This window comes from Azospirillaceae bacterium (assembly GCA_028283825.1).
In the GTDB taxonomy this organism is placed as follows: Bacteria; Pseudomonadota; Alphaproteobacteria; order Azospirillales; family Azospirillaceae; genus Nitrospirillum.
The window spans coordinates 627,802-643,052 of sequence record JAPWJW010000005.1 but is presented as its reverse complement, the minus strand read 5'-3'; the positions used below and the strand labels follow the sequence as shown (position 1 = coordinate 643,052).

The 15,251-nt window shown below is 66.3% G+C and carries 14 protein-coding genes and 1 pseudogene; 8 read left to right on the top strand and 7 right to left on the bottom strand.

Going from position 1 to position 15,251, the window contains the following annotated elements:
- The first annotated feature begins 91 nt into the window (after positions 1-91).
- Together PW843_29325 and PW843_29320 are read left to right on the top strand one after the other, a co-directional pair.
- Positions 92-490: a hypothetical protein gene (locus PW843_29325; protein ID MDE1150671.1), complete on the top strand. Its 399-nt coding sequence runs from the start codon at positions 92-94 to the stop codon at positions 488-490.
- A 226-nt stretch (positions 491-716) separates the two neighbouring features.
- Positions 717-1,748: a low specificity L-threonine aldolase gene (locus tag PW843_29320; GenBank protein MDE1150670.1), complete on the top strand. Its 1,032-nt coding sequence runs from the start codon at positions 717-719 to the stop codon at positions 1,746-1,748.
- A 112-nt stretch (positions 1,749-1,860) separates the two neighbouring features.
- Here the strand turns inward: PW843_29320 and PW843_29315 are convergent, their stop codons facing one another.
- Positions 1,861-3,201: a hypothetical protein gene (locus PW843_29315; protein ID MDE1150669.1), complete on the bottom strand. Its 1,341-nt coding sequence runs from the start codon at positions 3,199-3,201 to the stop codon at positions 1,861-1,863.
- A gap of 198 nt (positions 3,202-3,399) precedes the next feature.
- On the opposite strand from PW843_29315, the pseudogene PW843_29310 reads away from it, so the two are divergent.
- From PW843_29310 to PW843_29300, 3 genes and pseudogenes are all read left to right on the top strand, one after another.
- A pseudogene (locus tag PW843_29310) lies at positions 3,400-3,685 on the top strand (methylisocitrate lyase).
- A 96-nt stretch (positions 3,686-3,781) separates the two neighbouring features.
- Positions 3,782-4,291: a (2Fe-2S)-binding protein gene (locus PW843_29305; GenBank protein ID MDE1150668.1), complete on the top strand. Its 510-nt coding sequence runs from the start codon at positions 3,782-3,784 to the stop codon at positions 4,289-4,291.
- Positions 4,288-6,573 (top strand): molybdopterin-dependent oxidoreductase, encoded by a 2,286-nt coding sequence (locus PW843_29300; GenBank protein MDE1150667.1) that lies wholly within the window; start codon positions 4,288-4,290, stop codon positions 6,571-6,573. Before PW843_29305 ends, PW843_29300 begins: the two co-directional genes overlap by 4 nt.
- A 4-nt stretch (positions 6,574-6,577) precedes the next feature.
- Here PW843_29300 and PW843_29295 read toward each other — a convergent pair whose 3' ends face one another.
- Positions 6,578-7,900, bottom strand: coding sequence for a S41 family peptidase (locus PW843_29295; GenBank protein MDE1150666.1), 1,323 nt, complete (start codon positions 7,898-7,900; stop codon positions 6,578-6,580).
- A 95-nt stretch (positions 7,901-7,995) separates the two neighbouring features.
- Positions 7,996-9,846: a sigma-54-dependent Fis family transcriptional regulator gene (locus PW843_29290; GenBank protein ID MDE1150665.1), complete on the bottom strand. Its 1,851-nt coding sequence runs from the start codon at positions 9,844-9,846 to the stop codon at positions 7,996-7,998.
- A gap of 266 nt (positions 9,847-10,112) precedes the next feature.
- Between PW843_29290 and PW843_29285 the strand changes: the two genes are divergently transcribed.
- The gene (locus PW843_29285; protein MDE1150664.1) at positions 10,113-11,633 is read left to right on the top strand and encodes an aldehyde dehydrogenase; all 1,521 of its coding nucleotides are present in this window, start codon (positions 10,113-10,115) and stop codon (positions 11,631-11,633) included.
- Between the two features lie 74 nt (positions 11,634-11,707).
- Complete coding sequence (locus PW843_29280; protein MDE1150663.1) at positions 11,708-12,079, top strand: DUF779 domain-containing protein; 372 nt, start codon at positions 11,708-11,710, stop codon at positions 12,077-12,079.
- Positions 12,080-12,109: 30 nt separating this feature from the next.
- On the opposite strand, the gene PW843_29275 is transcribed toward PW843_29280, so the two are convergent.
- The 3 genes from PW843_29275 to PW843_29265 form a co-directional block, all read right to left on the bottom strand.
- Complete coding sequence (locus tag PW843_29275; GenBank protein MDE1150662.1) at positions 12,110-12,523, bottom strand: type II toxin-antitoxin system HicB family antitoxin; 414 nt, start codon at positions 12,521-12,523, stop codon at positions 12,110-12,112.
- 30 nt (positions 12,524-12,553) lie between these two features.
- Complete coding sequence (locus PW843_29270; protein MDE1150661.1) at positions 12,554-12,760, bottom strand: type II toxin-antitoxin system HicA family toxin; 207 nt, start codon at positions 12,758-12,760, stop codon at positions 12,554-12,556.
- 148 nt (positions 12,761-12,908) lie between these two features.
- Entirely contained in the window at positions 12,909-13,466 is a 558-nt protein-coding gene (locus PW843_29265) for a TetR/AcrR family transcriptional regulator (GenBank protein MDE1150660.1), read from the bottom strand.
- A gap of 99 nt (positions 13,467-13,565) precedes the next feature.
- Here PW843_29265 and PW843_29260 point away from each other — a divergent pair, with 99 nt between their 5' ends.
- Positions 13,566-13,958 (top strand): nuclear transport factor 2 family protein, encoded by a 393-nt coding sequence (locus PW843_29260; GenBank protein MDE1150659.1) that lies wholly within the window; start codon positions 13,566-13,568, stop codon positions 13,956-13,958.
- On the opposite strand, the gene PW843_29255 is transcribed toward PW843_29260, so the two are convergent.
- Positions 13,955-15,250: an amino acid permease gene (locus tag PW843_29255; GenBank protein ID MDE1150658.1), complete on the bottom strand. Its 1,296-nt coding sequence runs from the start codon at positions 15,248-15,250 to the stop codon at positions 13,955-13,957. The two genes, PW843_29260 and PW843_29255, sit on opposite strands and share 4 nt — an antisense overlap.
- Position 15,251: the final 1 nt, after the last annotated feature.

The window sequence follows — 15,251 nt, the reverse complement described above, 5'->3', positions numbered from 1 at the left end:
GCGAACGCGCCGTGGCCGGTTTCGGCAGGCTGGCCTGGGGCGGCACAGATGGTTGAAGCAAGTGCGGACAATAAAGTTCTTCCTCGTCGTCATGGGCGTACTGATCGTCGCCGGTTTCACCTTCATCGGGGTTGAGATCTGGCGGCGGGCCACCGATCCCATGCATCCCCGCGCCTTCGGCCATGCCGCCACCCCGCCTGTCGCGGGTGGCGCGCCGTCGCCGACGGCTGCGGCCCCGTTGCTGACACTGCCCGAGGGCAGCCACATCGAGGCCATGACCACCGTGGGCAGCCGCCTGGCCGTCCAGGTGACCCTAAGCGGCGGGGCGCAGCAGATCATTCTGCTGGATCCCAACACCGGGAAGGGCCAAATCGCGGCCGCCACTGGAACCACTTCGCCGGACACCCCATCTTCCACAAGTGGGGCGCCTGCACTTAACCATTCTGAACCCAACCAGACGATGCGCCCGCAAGTTCCTCGTACGCCGTGATTACGGTCACACAGTCTGGCGTGCGACCAGCGTAATTGCGCTTCATGACAGAGATTTAATGGCGTTCGTCAGGTAATCGACGCGCCAATTCGGCACCCCCTTGCCCGCACCAATATTACAGCTTTCTCGGCGAAAACTGCGGAATTCCGTGATTTTCTGCTTCCCCTTTCGGGGCACCCCACCTGATCATGCCTTCCCCTTCACCGACTGAGGCAGACGGTCGTCGATGAATTTCATGAGCGACAACGTGGTGGGCTGCGCGCCTGAGATCCTGGCCGCCTTGGCCGCCGCCAACGAGGGGGCGGTGCCCTCCTACGGGGCCGACCCGCTGACGGAGCGGGTGACCCGGGATTTGGCGGAACTGTTCGAGACGGACGTGACCGTGTTTCCGGTGGCCACCGGCACCGCCGCCAACGCGTTGGCCCTGTCCGTCCTCACCCCACCATACGGCGCCATCTATTGCCATGATGAGGCGCACATCCAGGTGGATGAGTGCGGCGCGCCGGAACTGCTGTCCGGCGGCGCCAAGCTGATGCCCCTGCCCGGTGCCCACGGCAAGATCGACACCGGCACCCTGGCCACCGCACTGGAAAAGGGCGGCGCCGGTTTCGTCCACCACGTGCAGCCTGCGGCCTTGTCCCTGACCCAGGCGACGGAGTCCGGCACCGTCTACACGCCTGACGAGGTGGCGGCCCTGGCCGACATCGCCCGCGGCCACAAGCTGCGGGTGCACATGGACGGCGCCCGCTTCGCCAACGCCGTCGCCCATTTGGCCTGCGCCCCGGCCGACATCACCTGGCGCGCCGGGGTGGACGTGCTGTCCTTCGGCGCCACCAAGAACGGCGCCTTGGCGGCGGAGGCGGTGATCTTCTTCGACAAGGCCCTGGCGGACAGCTTCGGCTATCGCCGCAAGCGCGCCGGCCATTTGTTCTCCAAGATGCGGTTCCTGTCGGCGCAGCTGGACGCCTACCTGACCGACGGCCTGTGGCTGCGCCTGGCCACCCACGCCAACGCCATGGCCGCCCGCCTGGCCCAGGGCCTGGGCGCCCTGCCCGGCGTCGGCCTGCGCAGCCCCGTGCAGGCCAACGAGGTCTTCGCCATCATGCCGGAGCCCATGACCGCAGGCCTCGAGGCCGCCGGCTTCCACTTCTACCGCTGGGACGGCCCGGTGAACCGCCTGGTGACGGCGTGGAACACCGAGCCTGCGCATGTTGACGCCTTCCTGGCGACAGCGCGCGGACTGGCGGGGATCGTGTGACAAGCCAACCCGCGTATCATGTTGGCGCCACCCCGGAAAATGGCGGCGCCACCCCACATGACCTCATCCCGACGCTGGTGACCATAGGGTCGCCAGCAGCATGGCGCCGCCCTCAGGAGACAAGAGCCTTCACCCCTTCCTCAACGTGCCACTTCATGAATTTGTTGTCGTGCTGGACAGTCCTATTGCCGGAATAGACACAAGTTCCGTTCGCATCCAGGACCTTGTGATCCCCCCAGTGTTTCAGCACGATAAGCCGGTCATCATATTTCCCGGCGCCGTTTTTGGTCAGAACGGGCTGCCACCAGGTCAATTCTTTCGCCGGATCGAACGGGCTGAGATAAATGCGAGACTGCGTAACGCCGGCGAGCGCCTGGCCACTCTTCACATGCACGAACATCAGGATGGTGGCGTCGCCTTCATGTTTGCGCACCACCCGCCATTGCTGAAGCGAAGGCTCCAACACCACCAGCCAATTCTTGATCATTTTCTGGTCGTCGGGCGTCAACGTCCCGGCCAACAACTTTTTCGCCACGAGTTCGGCGCCCCCAACGTCATCGAAATATAGCTTCGAATGTTTATTAATACTAACTTGTCCCTTCGCCTGTTCATGAACGAAGATTTGCGGCATCCCCTGTCCACTGACGGGGAAAACGGGGTTGTAGTAAGACACGAAGGGCACGTCGTCGCTCAACGGCTCGCCCGGCCCATAACCGGTAAGATAGTTTTTGCTGTCCCAGTGCTGGAGAACCACATGGCCGCCTCCTTCCGCCACACGGTTGAACAGTGAGCGGACGTCATCCCACGGTTTGATGATTTCCTTGAGATGATTGTCAACCGTTACGATCTCAGAGGGGGCAATCTCCACATCCTTGATCAGCTTTCGATCAATGATTTCGTCCTGACATATTTGATGTAATACTGACACCCCTAATAAGGTAACCTTCAGATGCTCTGTGACATCCCTCATCCGTTCGCAGTAACTGAATACATCGATCCCGTCATTGTCTCTCAAAATTATTTTTGAAAAATCAGATAACGTTGACTTGTTACTTGGAAATTTTATATTCGTAAGAGCCACAATCATGTCACGTGCTTTTCTGAGAACACCGTCCTTTCTTAACACGTCACGGCATGCGTTCTGTCGGTCCTGATCATTGATCGGCTTTTCAAGGTGAGCTTCGAAGGCACTGCGCATGACGCCGATGTCTTCATGAGCCTTGTTGTAATTCGCGAAAAGAAGCTCCAACTCGGTGCTCTGGACAATCCCCTTGATTTCCGTGAGCCGTTTGTCGATGTCTTTGAAATATTTCTCGACCCTACCGTCGTCTTTACCGAGAAGACTGGCTTTCAGGCGTTGGGCATCTTCACCCCCGATTTTGTCGATAAGCCCTTCAATCATAAACGTGCCCAGTTTTGGCCCGGCGAACTTCAGAACGGCAAACCACACCATTGCGTTTCTCCCACATCGCGAAACCACATCCCCTATTAATTTTTAAAATATGATCGAATTAAAACTCAAGAGGGAACTAAGAAATAATCATCAAATATAAGTGGAATTTTTAGGGCATCTGCCCTGAAGCTCCCTCCACGCGCCACCGTTTTCCATCAACCACCCACCCCCCGACAGGGGCCGTGTAACCGGGCCCCAATCCCAATCCGGGGCAACATGACGGAGTTCGGCCACACGCCCTTCTTCACGGCGGATGAATTCCAGGAGATGGGCTACCGCATGGTGATCTGGCCAGCCTCCAGCCTCCAGCCTGCGGGTGGCGGCCAAGGCGCAGGAGAAGTTGTACGCCACCCTGGCGCGGGACGGCAGCACCCAGGCCCTGCTGGGTGAGATGCAGACCCGGGCCGAGTTGTACGCCACCATCGGCTATGCGGCGTACGAGGCGCTGGACCAGGCCATCGTGCGCACCGTGTTGCCCGCTTAAACGTTCCCCACACCCGTCCCCAATGGCACAATGGCCGCCGGCCCGCCGCCCCCGCAACGGACGGCGGCCGCACACGATAAAACATGGCGGATGGCGATGATCACGTTCACGGTCAATGGACAGGAACAGCAGTTCGAGGGCGATCCCGGGATGCCGCTGCTGTGGTACCTGCGCGACGTGCGGGGACTGACCGGCACCAAGTTCGGCTGTGGTGAGGCGCTGTGCGGCGCCTGCACCGTGCATGCCGACGGCGCGCCCATCCGGTCCTGCCAGACCACCGTGGGTGACCTGGCCGGTATCGCCATCACCACCATCGAGGGCCTGTCGCCCGATGGCATGCACCCGGTGCAGGTGGCCTGGCGCGACCTGAACGTGGCCCAGTGCGGCTATTGCCAGGCGGGCCAGATCATGTCGGCGGCCGCCCTGCTGAAGGACACGCCCCACCCGACGGACACCGACATCAATGACGCCATGAGCGGCAACATCTGCCGCTGCGCGACATACCCCCGCATCCGCGCAGCCATCAAGCGCGCCGCCGCCAGCCGAACGGCGCCGGGCAAGAGTGCCGCCCAAGGGGCTGCTGTGAAGGGGAGCGCGGACAAATGAGCGGCGGCATCACCAACCTCAGCCGCCGCGCCGTCCTGATGGGCCTGGGCGCCGGCACCTTTGTGCTGGCCGGTGGGCTGGGCAACGTCTCCAATGCGCAGGAGGCGCCCAAGAAATACGGCGGCGAGGGCATGCCGGGCGGCCTGAAGGACGACCCGCGCCTGTTCGTGGCGGTGGCCGCCGACGGCACCGTCACCATCCTCTGCCACCGGGCGGAGATGGGCCAGGGTGTGCGCACCAGCTGGGCCATGGTGGTGGCGGACGAGATGGACGCCGACTGGGCCCATGTGACGGTGGACCAGGCGCCGGGTGACGAGGGCCGCTACGGCAACCAGGACACCGACGGCTCGCGCAGCATGCGCCATCATTTCCAGGCCCTGCGCCGTATCGGCGCCGCCGCGCGCCAGATGCTGGCCGCCGCGGCCGCGACCCGATGGGGCGTGCCGGTGGCCGAAGTGACGGTGGACCACCACAGCCTGGTCCATGCCGCCAGCGGACGGCGCCTGGGCTTCGGCGACGTGGCGGAGGCGGCGTCCAGCCTGCCCGTGCCGGCGCGCGAGACGCTGACCTTCAAGGACCCGGCCAAGTTCCGCTACATCGGCCGGGGCGACGTCGGCCTGGTCGATGGCTTCGACATCACCACCGGCCGCGCCACCTACGGCATCGACGTCCGGCGGGACGACATGGTCCATGCCGTCGTCGCCCGGCCGCCGGTCCATGGCGGCAAACTGGCGCATTACGACGTGACCGAGGCGCTGACGGTGCCGGGCGTGCTGAAGGTCATCGTCCTGAACGCCGCGCCCCTGCCCTCCGGCTTTCTGCCCAAGGGCGGCCTGGCGGTGGTGGCGGAGAACACCTGGGCCGCCCTGCAAGGCCGGGACAAGCTGAAGCTGGCCTGGGACGACGGGCCCAACGCCAGCTACGACAGCCAGGCCTATCGGGCGGAACTGGAGGCAGCGGCCCGCAGCCCCGGCCAGGTGGTGCGCGACGACGGCGACGCCCCCGGCGCCCTGAAGACGGCCAAGCGCCAAATCACGGCGGAATACTACATCCCCCACCTGGCGCAGGCACCGATGGAACCGCCGGCCGCCGTCGCCCAGGTGACGGGCAACAGGTGCGAGATCTGGGGCAGCACCCAGGCGCCGCAGACCACGCGCCAGACGGTGGCCAAGGTGCTGAACATTCCGGAGGCCAACGTCACCGTCCACCAGACGCTGGTGGGCGGCGGTTTCGGCCGCAAGTCCAAGCCGGACTACATCGCCGAGGCCGCCCTGCTGTCGCGCGCCATGGACGGCCGGCCGGTGAAGCTGACCTTCACCCGGACGGACGACCTGCACCACGGCTATCTGCACACCGTGTCGGTGGAGCGGCTGGAGGCCGGGCTGGACGCCAAGGGCAAGCCCGTCGCCTGGCTGCACCGCACGGTGGCGCCGTCGCTGAGCGCCACCTTCGCCCCCGGCGTGAAGCATGAGACGGCAGCGGAACTGGGCATGGGCGCCGTCAACACGCCCTTCGCCATCCCCAACCTGCGGGTGGAGAACCCGGAGGCGGAGATCCACACCCGCATCGGCTGGTTCCGCTCCGTCTCCAACATCCCGCACGCCTTCGCGGTGCAGAGCTTCGTGGCCGAACTGGCCGCCGCCGCCGGCCGGGACCCCAAGGACTACCTGCTGGACCTGATCGGCCCAGCGCGCCAGATCAGCCCGGCCGACATGGGCGACAGCTGGAACCACAAGGAGGACCCGGCGCTCTACCCCTATGATACCGGCCGCCTGCGCGCGGTGGTGGAGCGGGCGGCCAAGGAAGCCGGCTGGGGCAAGCCGCTGCCCAAGGGCCAGGGCCGGGGCATCGCCGCCCACCGCAGCTTTGTCAGCTATACCGCCGCCGTGGTGCAGGTGGCGGTGGACGCGCAGGGCAAGCTGACCATCCCGCGCGTGGACATCGCCTTCGACTGCGGCCCGGTCATCAACCCCGACCGGGTGCGGGCGCAGCTGGAGGGGGCGGTGATCCAGGGCATCAGCCTGGCCACATTGGGCGAGATCAGCTTCAAGGCCGGCCAGGTGCAGCAGAACAACTTCGACACCTATGAGGTCACCCGCATCGACGCCGCACCCAAGGATATCCGCGTCCACCTGATGCCGGCGGCGACCTACGACGCCCCGCTGGGCGGCGTGGGCGAGCCCGGCGTGCCGCCCATCGCCCCCGCCCTGCTGAACGCCGTGTTCGCCGCGACGGGCAAGCGCATCCGCAGCCTGCCCATCCGGGACCAGCTGAAGACGTGAGGGCCTATCGCCGGGCCTGTACCCGGGGCGTCGGGTTGCCGCGCATGTAGGTTTCCAGGCCAGCCGTGGTGAAACGGGCGCGCACCTTGTCGTTGCCCTCGATAGCGAACAGGCCGTCGGTCGACAGCAAGGTCAGGCGGCGCGGGGGCGCGTCGGGGGCGGGTTGGTACCATAAGATTCCGTCACGGAATCCGACCTCCGTCCGATCACCATAATGGCCGGCCCAGCCTTTCAGGCGGGTGGGCGCGATAGCGGCAGGCGGGTGCAGGCGCGCCTCAACCGGCACCTGAGCCCATTCGCCGTCGGCACGGGTTTGCGGCGCGATGTCAGACGCCTTCAGCAATTGCGTGAGCGCCAGCGACTGCGCCATGTCCAGGGTCTGGCCCCAGTCGGCGACGGCGACATCCGGCACCACCCCCGTCCCTTCCCAGTTGCCGTGGCTGACGGGATGTTCCGGCCGCCCGAAGGAAACGCTGAGCATGAAGCCGGGGGCTATGGGGAAGATGCGGTTGTTGTTGGCCGCCCCCACCGTCCGGGCGCCCACCACCTGGCCCAAATGGAACTGCTGGACGGAATAGGCGAATTCCTCCGCCGCCGAGCCGACGTTGTTATCGACCAGCACGTACAGCGGCTTGCCCTTCAGGCGGCCGGCGGCCAGGTGGTCCAGGGTGTAGGATTGCTGCGACGGCAGGCCGGCGGCGGTGAAGGTCATCAGCGGCGCACCAGAATCCATGAAATGGCTCAGCAGGTAGCGCACGGCGCTGTGGTCGCCGCCACCATTGCCGCGCTCGTCGATGATCACCGCGTCGCCGCCTTTCAGGAACCGCAGGGCGGCGTCATAGGCGAAACCGGTTTCGTCATCCACCCACTGGAAACCGCTGATGCGCAGATAGCGGATGTTGCCCGGCAGGATGCGGGTTTCCACCAGGCCGCTGTTGTCCCGCGCCGCCTCCGCCCGGAAATAGGCCTCCTGGTCGGGCGTGACGTCCGGGCCGGCATCGCCCTCATGCTTGGCGGCCTCATACTGGACGGGATCGTAGTTGATGTAGAGGTGGTGGTCATGGGCGGCATCGTGCATGTCATCCGTCAGGCGGGCGGCAAGCGTGGTGGGGTTGTCCACGTCGTAGCGGCCAGCGGCCTTGGCCTTTTCCAAGGCCGCCACCAGGGCCGGCACCTTGTCGGGGAAGACGTAGGTCTCCTTCAGTTGCGCGATCACCGCCGCGACCGTGACGGCCCGCTGGTCCGCCGACAGCGTGACCGGCGCCTGCGCCCAGGCCGGAAAGCAGAAACCGGCACACAACAGTGCCGCCAGCGTGAAGCGCCCCATTCCTCATCCCCCGTCTTATCAACAATGCCCGTTGGGGGATGTATGAGGGCCGCCTTCTTCGCCTGAAAGGTCCAATTGACGGGCGAAAATTGGCCTCAGGCCGAACCCGCCAGCCGCCGGTGCAGGGTGCTGCGGTGGATGCCCAGGTCGCGGGCGGCGGCGCTGATGTTGCCGCCGTGGCGGGCCAGGGCCTGGCGCACGGCCTCATCCGCCTGCGTCCGCAAGTCCGGCCCCACCTCCGCCGCCGGTGCCAGGTTGGCGGGCAGGTCGTCCGGCATCACCAGGGTGCCCGGCGGCGACAGCACCACCAGGGTGCGCAGCAGGTTGGACAGTTCGCGCAGATTGCCGGGCCAGTCATGGCGGCGCAGGCGGTCGCGGGCGGCGGGCGACAGGCGCACGCCCCGCTCCCTGGCACCGAAACCGGCCATCAGCGCGTCGATGATGCCATCCAGCGGGCGATCTCGCAGGCGCGGCAGCGTCACCACCAGATGCTTCAGCCGGTAATAGAGGTCGGCGCGGAAGGTGCCGTCGGCCACGGCCGCCGCCAGGTCGCGGTGGGTGGCGGCCACCAGCCGGAAATCCACCTTCACCGGCCGACCGCCCACCGGCGTCACCTCCCCGTCCTGCAGCACGCGCAGCAGGCGGGCCTGCAGGGCCGGCGGCATGTCGCCGATCTCATCCAGGAACAGAACGCCGCCGTCGGCCTGGCGGATCTGGCCGCGATGGCCGCCGCGCCGGGCGCCGGTGAAGGCGCCGTCCTCATAGCCGAACAGTTCAGACTCCAGCAGGCCTTCGGGGATGGCGGCGCAGTTGACCGCCACCAGCGGCGCCCGCGCCCGGCCGCTGGCGGCATGGGCCGCGCGCACGAACATCTCCTTGCCCGTCCCCGTCTCTCCCTGCAGCAAGACGGGGATGGCGGCGTCCAGCGCCCGCACCGCCCGGTCCAGCAGCGGCTGGGTGGTGTGGTCCCACAGCACGCCCTCACGGGTGACGGGGGCGGACTGGGGGGCGGAACGGCGGGCGGGCGGCCGGCTTTTGCCCGGCGTGGTGACACGGGCGTGCAGGGGCCGGCCCTGGTCGCGGGTGCGCAGCACACCGTCACCGGGCGCCAAGGCCCCATCCAGCACAGCGTCCAGCCGGACGCGGCCGATGGCGTCGGGCGCCAGGCCCAGCAGCGCCAGGGCCGCCGGGTTGGCGGCGCGCACCACCCCATCCGCCACCGCCAGCAAGCCTTCCTGTGGGGTGCCCAGCCAACCGGGATGGGCGTGCAGGCGGACCAGCATCTCATGCCCCTCCGCCGCCTGGCTCATCCAGCGGTGCTCCAGGTGCGCCACCGCCAGCCGGGCCAGGCCGGCGGCATTCTCATGCGGGCGACGCATGTCGCCCGACAGGTCGATCACCCCGGCCAGGGCGCCATAGGGATCCATCACCGGCATGGCCGTGCACAGCAGGAAGGCGTTGTCGTTCAGGTAATGCTCCGGCCCGCGCACCTGCACCAGGGCCCGTTCTGCCAGCGCGGTACCCACGGCGTTGGTGCCCTCGTCATCCTCGCCCCATCCCGCCCCGGGTTGCAGGGAGACGCGGCGGGCGCGGCGGACGAAACCGGCATCGCCGCGCGCATCCAGGATCAGGCCCCGGTCGTCGGTCAGCAGCACCATGCCACCCTGTTCGCGCATGGCCTGGTGCAGGGTGTCCAGCTCAGGTGTCGCAAGCTGCCACAGGGTACGGTGGCGATCGCGCAGGACACCCAGGTCGGCGCGGGACAGCGGTTCCTGTTGCGCCGGCCGGTCGGCGCGCAGGCCCCGGTCGGCACAGCGGCGCCAGGAGCGGGCGATCACCGGCGGAATGGGGGCGCCGTCCAGGCCGCCCGGCTCCATCAGCCGCTCGCGCACCATGGCCAGAACCGCGGTCGGCGCCTGAATCGCCGGTGTCCGGGCGTTCACCATGCCATTCCTCCCACATTTCTTTGCGACAGCTGTCGCGGCCCCTGTCGCAGGTTGCGACAGTCACCGGCATCCGTCTGGGGACCAAGCATGTGCCAGACGGACCGGTGCCGCAAGCCAACCTTCGTCGCAGACAACAACCGCCTGATCGCGCTTGATTTTCGCCATCGCTAGCGCCCCTGGCACGGCCCTTGCCATGAGGGGAACGCCAAAATGACGCCCCGCCCCTCGCCTGGGCGGCGTCGCAAAATAGCTGGAGGATACGTTACATGGCCAAGATCGCCCCCGGAGAGTATGGCGCCCCCGTGCCGTTCCGTAAGCGCTACGGCAACTTCATCGGCGGGGAATGGGTGCCGCCCACGTCCGGCGAATATTTCGAGAACACCACCCCCATCACCGGCCAGGCCATCTGCGAAATCCCGCGCTCCAACGCCCAGGATATCGAGCGCGCGCTGGACGCCGCCCATGCCGCCAAGCGCGAATGGGGTCGCACCTCCGTCGCCGACCGCGCCCGTGTCCTGGAACGCATCGCCCAGCGCATCGACGACAACCTGGAAACACTGGCCACGGCCGAGACCTGGGACAACGGCAAGCCCATCCGCGAAACCCGCGCCGCCGACATCCCGCTGGCCGCCGACCATTTCCGCTATTTCGCCGCCGCCATCCGCGCCCAGGAAGGCGGCATTTCCGAGATCGACGCCACCACGGTGGCCTATCACTATCATGAGCCCCTGGGCGTGGTCGGCCAGATCATCCCCTGGAACTTCCCCATCCTGATGGCGGTGTGGAAGCTGGCCCCGGCCCTGGCCGCCGGCAACTGCGTCGTGCTGAAGCCGGCGGAGCAAACCCCCGCCAGCATCCTGGTGCTGATGGAACTGATCCAGGACCTGATCCCCAAGGGGGTGGTCAACGTCGTCAACGGCTTCGGTGTCGAGGCCGGCAAGCCGCTGGCATCCAGCAACCGCATCGCCAAGATCGCCTTCACCGGGGAGACCACCACCGGCCGGCTGATCATGCAGTACGCCTCGCAGAACCTGATCCCGGTGACCTTGGAGTTGGGCGGTAAGTCCCCCAACATCTTCTTCGATGACGTGGCGGCCAAGGACGACGCCTTCCTGGACAAGGCGATCGAAGGTTTCGTCATGTTCGCCCTGAACCAGGGGGAGGTCTGCACCTGTCCCTCCCGCGCCCTGATCCAGGAAAGCCTGTATGGCCGCTTCATGGACAAGGCGCTGGCACGGGTGAAGGCCATTAAGCAGGGCAATCCCCTGGACGCCGACACCATGATCGGCGCCCAGGCCTCCAACGAGCAGTTGGAGAAGATCCTGTCCTACCTCGACATCGGCCGGCAGGAGGGGGCGAAGGTTCTGGCCGGCGGCGCCCGCGCCGAACTGTCGGGCGACCTCAAGGGCGGCTTCTATGTCCAGCCCACGGTGTTTGAGGGCAATAACCGCATGCGCATCTTCCAGGAAGAGATTTTCGGCCCCGTCGTGGCCGTCACCACCTTCAAGGACGAGGAAGAGGCCCTGCACGTCGCCAACGACAGCCTGTACGGCCTGGGTGCCGGCGTGTGGACCCGCGACATCAACCGCGCCTATCACTTCGGCCGGGAAATCCAGGCCGGCCGGGTGTGGACCAACTGTTACCACCTGTACCCGGCGCACGCCGCCTTCGGCGGCTACAAGCAATCCGGCATCGGGCGTGAGAACCACGCCATGATGCTGAACCATTACCAGCAGACCAAGAACCAGCTGGTCAGCTACAGCCCCAACGCCCTGGGCTTCTTCTGATGGACGCCCCGGCCATCGACGATCAAGAGAGCCGGGACACCGCGGACCTCGGATCACCTGCGAAGGTGGTCCGAGTGGACGCGACGCCGAAGGCGCTGGCGCTGATCAAACGGCTGGAGGCTCGCCACGGGCCCCTGCTGTTCCACCAGTCGGGCGGCTGCTGCGACGGCAGCGCGCCCATGTGCTACCCCCGGGATGAGTTCATGGTGGGCGACGGCGACGTCCTGCTGGGGCACATCGGCGGCCAGCCCTTCTACATGGGCCGGGCGCAGTTCGAATACTGGAAGCACACCCGCCTGACCATCGACGTGGTGCCCGGCCGCGGCGGCATGTTCTCGCTGGAAGGGCCGGAGGGTTTGCGCTTCCTCACCCGGTCGCGGCTGTTCACGGATGAGGAGGTGAAGGCGCTGGAGACGGCGGGTGAGTTAGACGCCTCGCCCGCATGAACATGCAAAAGAGAATTACAGGCGACGGTGTTAAGCCGCCGTCCGTAATTCCAGATCGACGCCCAAAACCGCCAGAGCTTGGTCGATTTGATCCATGCGCGATGCATGATGCACATTAAGCAACCGGGCAACCGTCGTCTTGTCGACATCCATTGCCCTTTGAAGATCGGCCCGCCGCCACCCCTTCGCCTTCATGGCGCGATAGAGTAGGACTTTGGCCCACACGAGAGACGGAATGACGATGCTTTTGCCGTCATTGACGGGTGATGGGTCGGGAATGTCATCACCATCCTCGATCATCTCGCCGATCATTACGACCGCAGCATCACTCAGACGAGCGACAGCTTCGTCCATGCTGTCCCCCTGATCATGCACACCAGGAAGGTCCGGGACAGACGCGATATGAACGCCCCCCTCTTCCTCGATGACTATCGGGAAACGCATAAGAAAACCTCGCCAATGTCAGGATGCGGATCAAAGACCCACATCTTCCCTTGAAAGACCGAGATCCTTCAGGATTTTGATAAGCAGATTGTCACTGATCTCAAATCCCTTCCCATGATTGGGAATATGCGCCTTGCGCCCATTGAGAACAGCGACTTGATGACCGCCCTTGCCAGGACGGATGACAGCACCCAGCCGAGTCAATGCGGCCTTAAGCACCCGTGGCTTAGTCGGCAATCAGATCTCCATGAGGCGAATCTTATTCCCATGACAGCCCTCCTTGGCAGATACCGATGATTGTGGGGACACATATGTCCCCCGTCAACGGAGAAAGGGGACATATTCGTCCCTTTCCCGCCCTTGGCCCAGCCGTGGCTAAACGCCCTCAGCCACGCCCCGCACCATCGATGACCGACCGCACCCGTGCCGCCTGCGCGTCGCGGATGGCCTGCACCGACAGGCCGGCGGCCAGCAATTCCTCGATCAGGTCGATGTGCACCGCCGCCAGCAGGGCGTGGGCGGTGTAGATGGCATCGGCCGCCGCCACGCCGGGGGCGGCCTCCGCGATCAGGGACCGCAGCAGGCCGTGCATCCACAGATAATGCGCCGATTGCAGCAGCCGGGGGGCCAGTTCGCGCGCCCGGATGAGATGCCGGTTATCCATCTTGAAGGACAGCAGCGCGTCCAGGAAGGCGACCGCCCGGTCGCGCGGCGCCCCGCCGGGCCCCAGCGGCGGCGCGCCATGGTCCACAGCGTCGTGCAGGGCCGCCAGCTTCACTACCCAGAGGGCGTCCAGCAGGCCGTCACGGCTGCCGAAGGCGCGGAACAGGGTACCCTTGCCCACGCCGGCGGCGACGGCGATGGCGTCCATCGTGACGGTGCCGGGTGATCCGGAATCGGCGAACAGCGCATCGGCTGCGGCCAACAGTTGCGCGTGCGGCACCGGTGGCCGGCCCCGGCGTGGATTTCCTATTTCGGACTGTTGGTCCGATATGTTAGATGTTGGCGGACTCATGGTCCGTAATTCTATCGAGAGAACCCGATGTCGCCAACATCAACCTTGCCCGACTGGTTCGCGGCGGCCATCAAGGCGCTTCAGACCGGGGATATCGACGGCTACATGGCGATGTACGCGCCCGATGCCGTGCACGAATTCCCCTTCGCCCCTGACGGTGCCCCGCGCAGCCTGATCGGGCGCGACGCCATCGCGGCCTACATGCGCCTGCTGCCCAGCCGCATCCGTTTCGGATCGCTGAGCGACGTCCGGGTGCGGGAGACGGGGGATGAAACCATCATCGAGGCAACCGGCCATCACCGCCGCCTGCCCGAGGACACGCCCCGGGACATCAGCTACGTCTGGTTCATCACCCGGCGCGACGGCCAGGCGACGCACTTCCGCGACTACATGAACCCGCTGCAACTGACGGCGCGTTAAGCCGCCGCCAGCCGCCGCCGCTGCGTGGCGAAATAATAGGCCAGGCCCACCAGCAGCCAGACCAGCAGCAAGACGTAGGGCCGCCAGTCGGTGCCGAAGCCCAAGGCGGCGATGACGATGGCGGCCACCATGCCCAGGGCCGACAGCACCTTGACCAGGCCGGGGCTGAAGCGCAGCCGGGCCTGGGCCCGGATCTCCGGATGCTTGGCCGCCACGTTGTAGGCGGCCAGGCACGATCCCCAGTACTTCGCCATGGTCGGGATGTTGATGGACAGCAGCAGGAACAGCAGGCTGTTGGGCAGCAACAGGCCGACGCAGGACGCCAGGAAGGCGACCAGCGTGGCGATGTGCGGCGTGCCGAAGCGCGGATGGATTCGGCCCAGGGCCGCAGGCAGCACGCCGCTGGCGCCCATGGCATAGAGGAAACGGGCGTAGACCAGGAAGATGGCGTTCATCGACTTGACCAGGGCGGCCACCGCCGCCGTGACGATCAGCGGCGTGGCCCAGCGGCCCAAGGTGGCCTGCGCCACCGCCAGCAAGGGTGCGGGGCTTTTGCCCAATTCCTCCGGCCCGATGACGCTGAGTGCCGTGAAGGCCACGGACAGATAGACCACCACGGTCAGCAACAGGCCCAGCGCGATGCCCCAGGGCACGATGGTCTTGGCGTTCTTGACCTCTTCCCCCACCTCGGTCGCGGTCTCGATGCCCAGGAACAACTGGATCATCAGGGGCAGTGCGGCCAGGATGGGCGTCCAGCCACCGGCCACCGCCTGCACGAACAGTTCCGGCTTCAGATCCTTGGCGCCGCCGGCGATCAGCAGGGCGAATAGGACCAGCAGCATGATCATCAGGATGGTCTGCGCCCGCGCCGCCACGGCGACGCCGACATAGTTCAAGGCGAAGATCAGGGCGAACAGGCCCAGGATGACCGGCACCGCCGGCAACGGCAGCACCATGCCCAGATAGTTCATCAGCACCCGGCCCAGCACGATCATCACCACCGCGTTGCTCAGCACCCGCAGCCAGACGATGGAGAAGGCGATGAGGGGGTGGCTGAATTGCCGCTGCCACTCGAACGATGCGGCGGTGCGCGGAACGGCCGAGGCCATGTAGGCGTAGACCAGGGCGAACAGCACCATGGGCAGGGCCGCCAGGATGGCCGCCACCAGGATGCCGGCCCCACCCACCTGGGTGGCGGGCCCCAGGACGGAGAAGATGGCCGCACCGATGGCGGTGCCCGCCCCCAGCATCACCAGGTCGATCAGGGTGACACCCTGCTTAAGGCCGCTCATC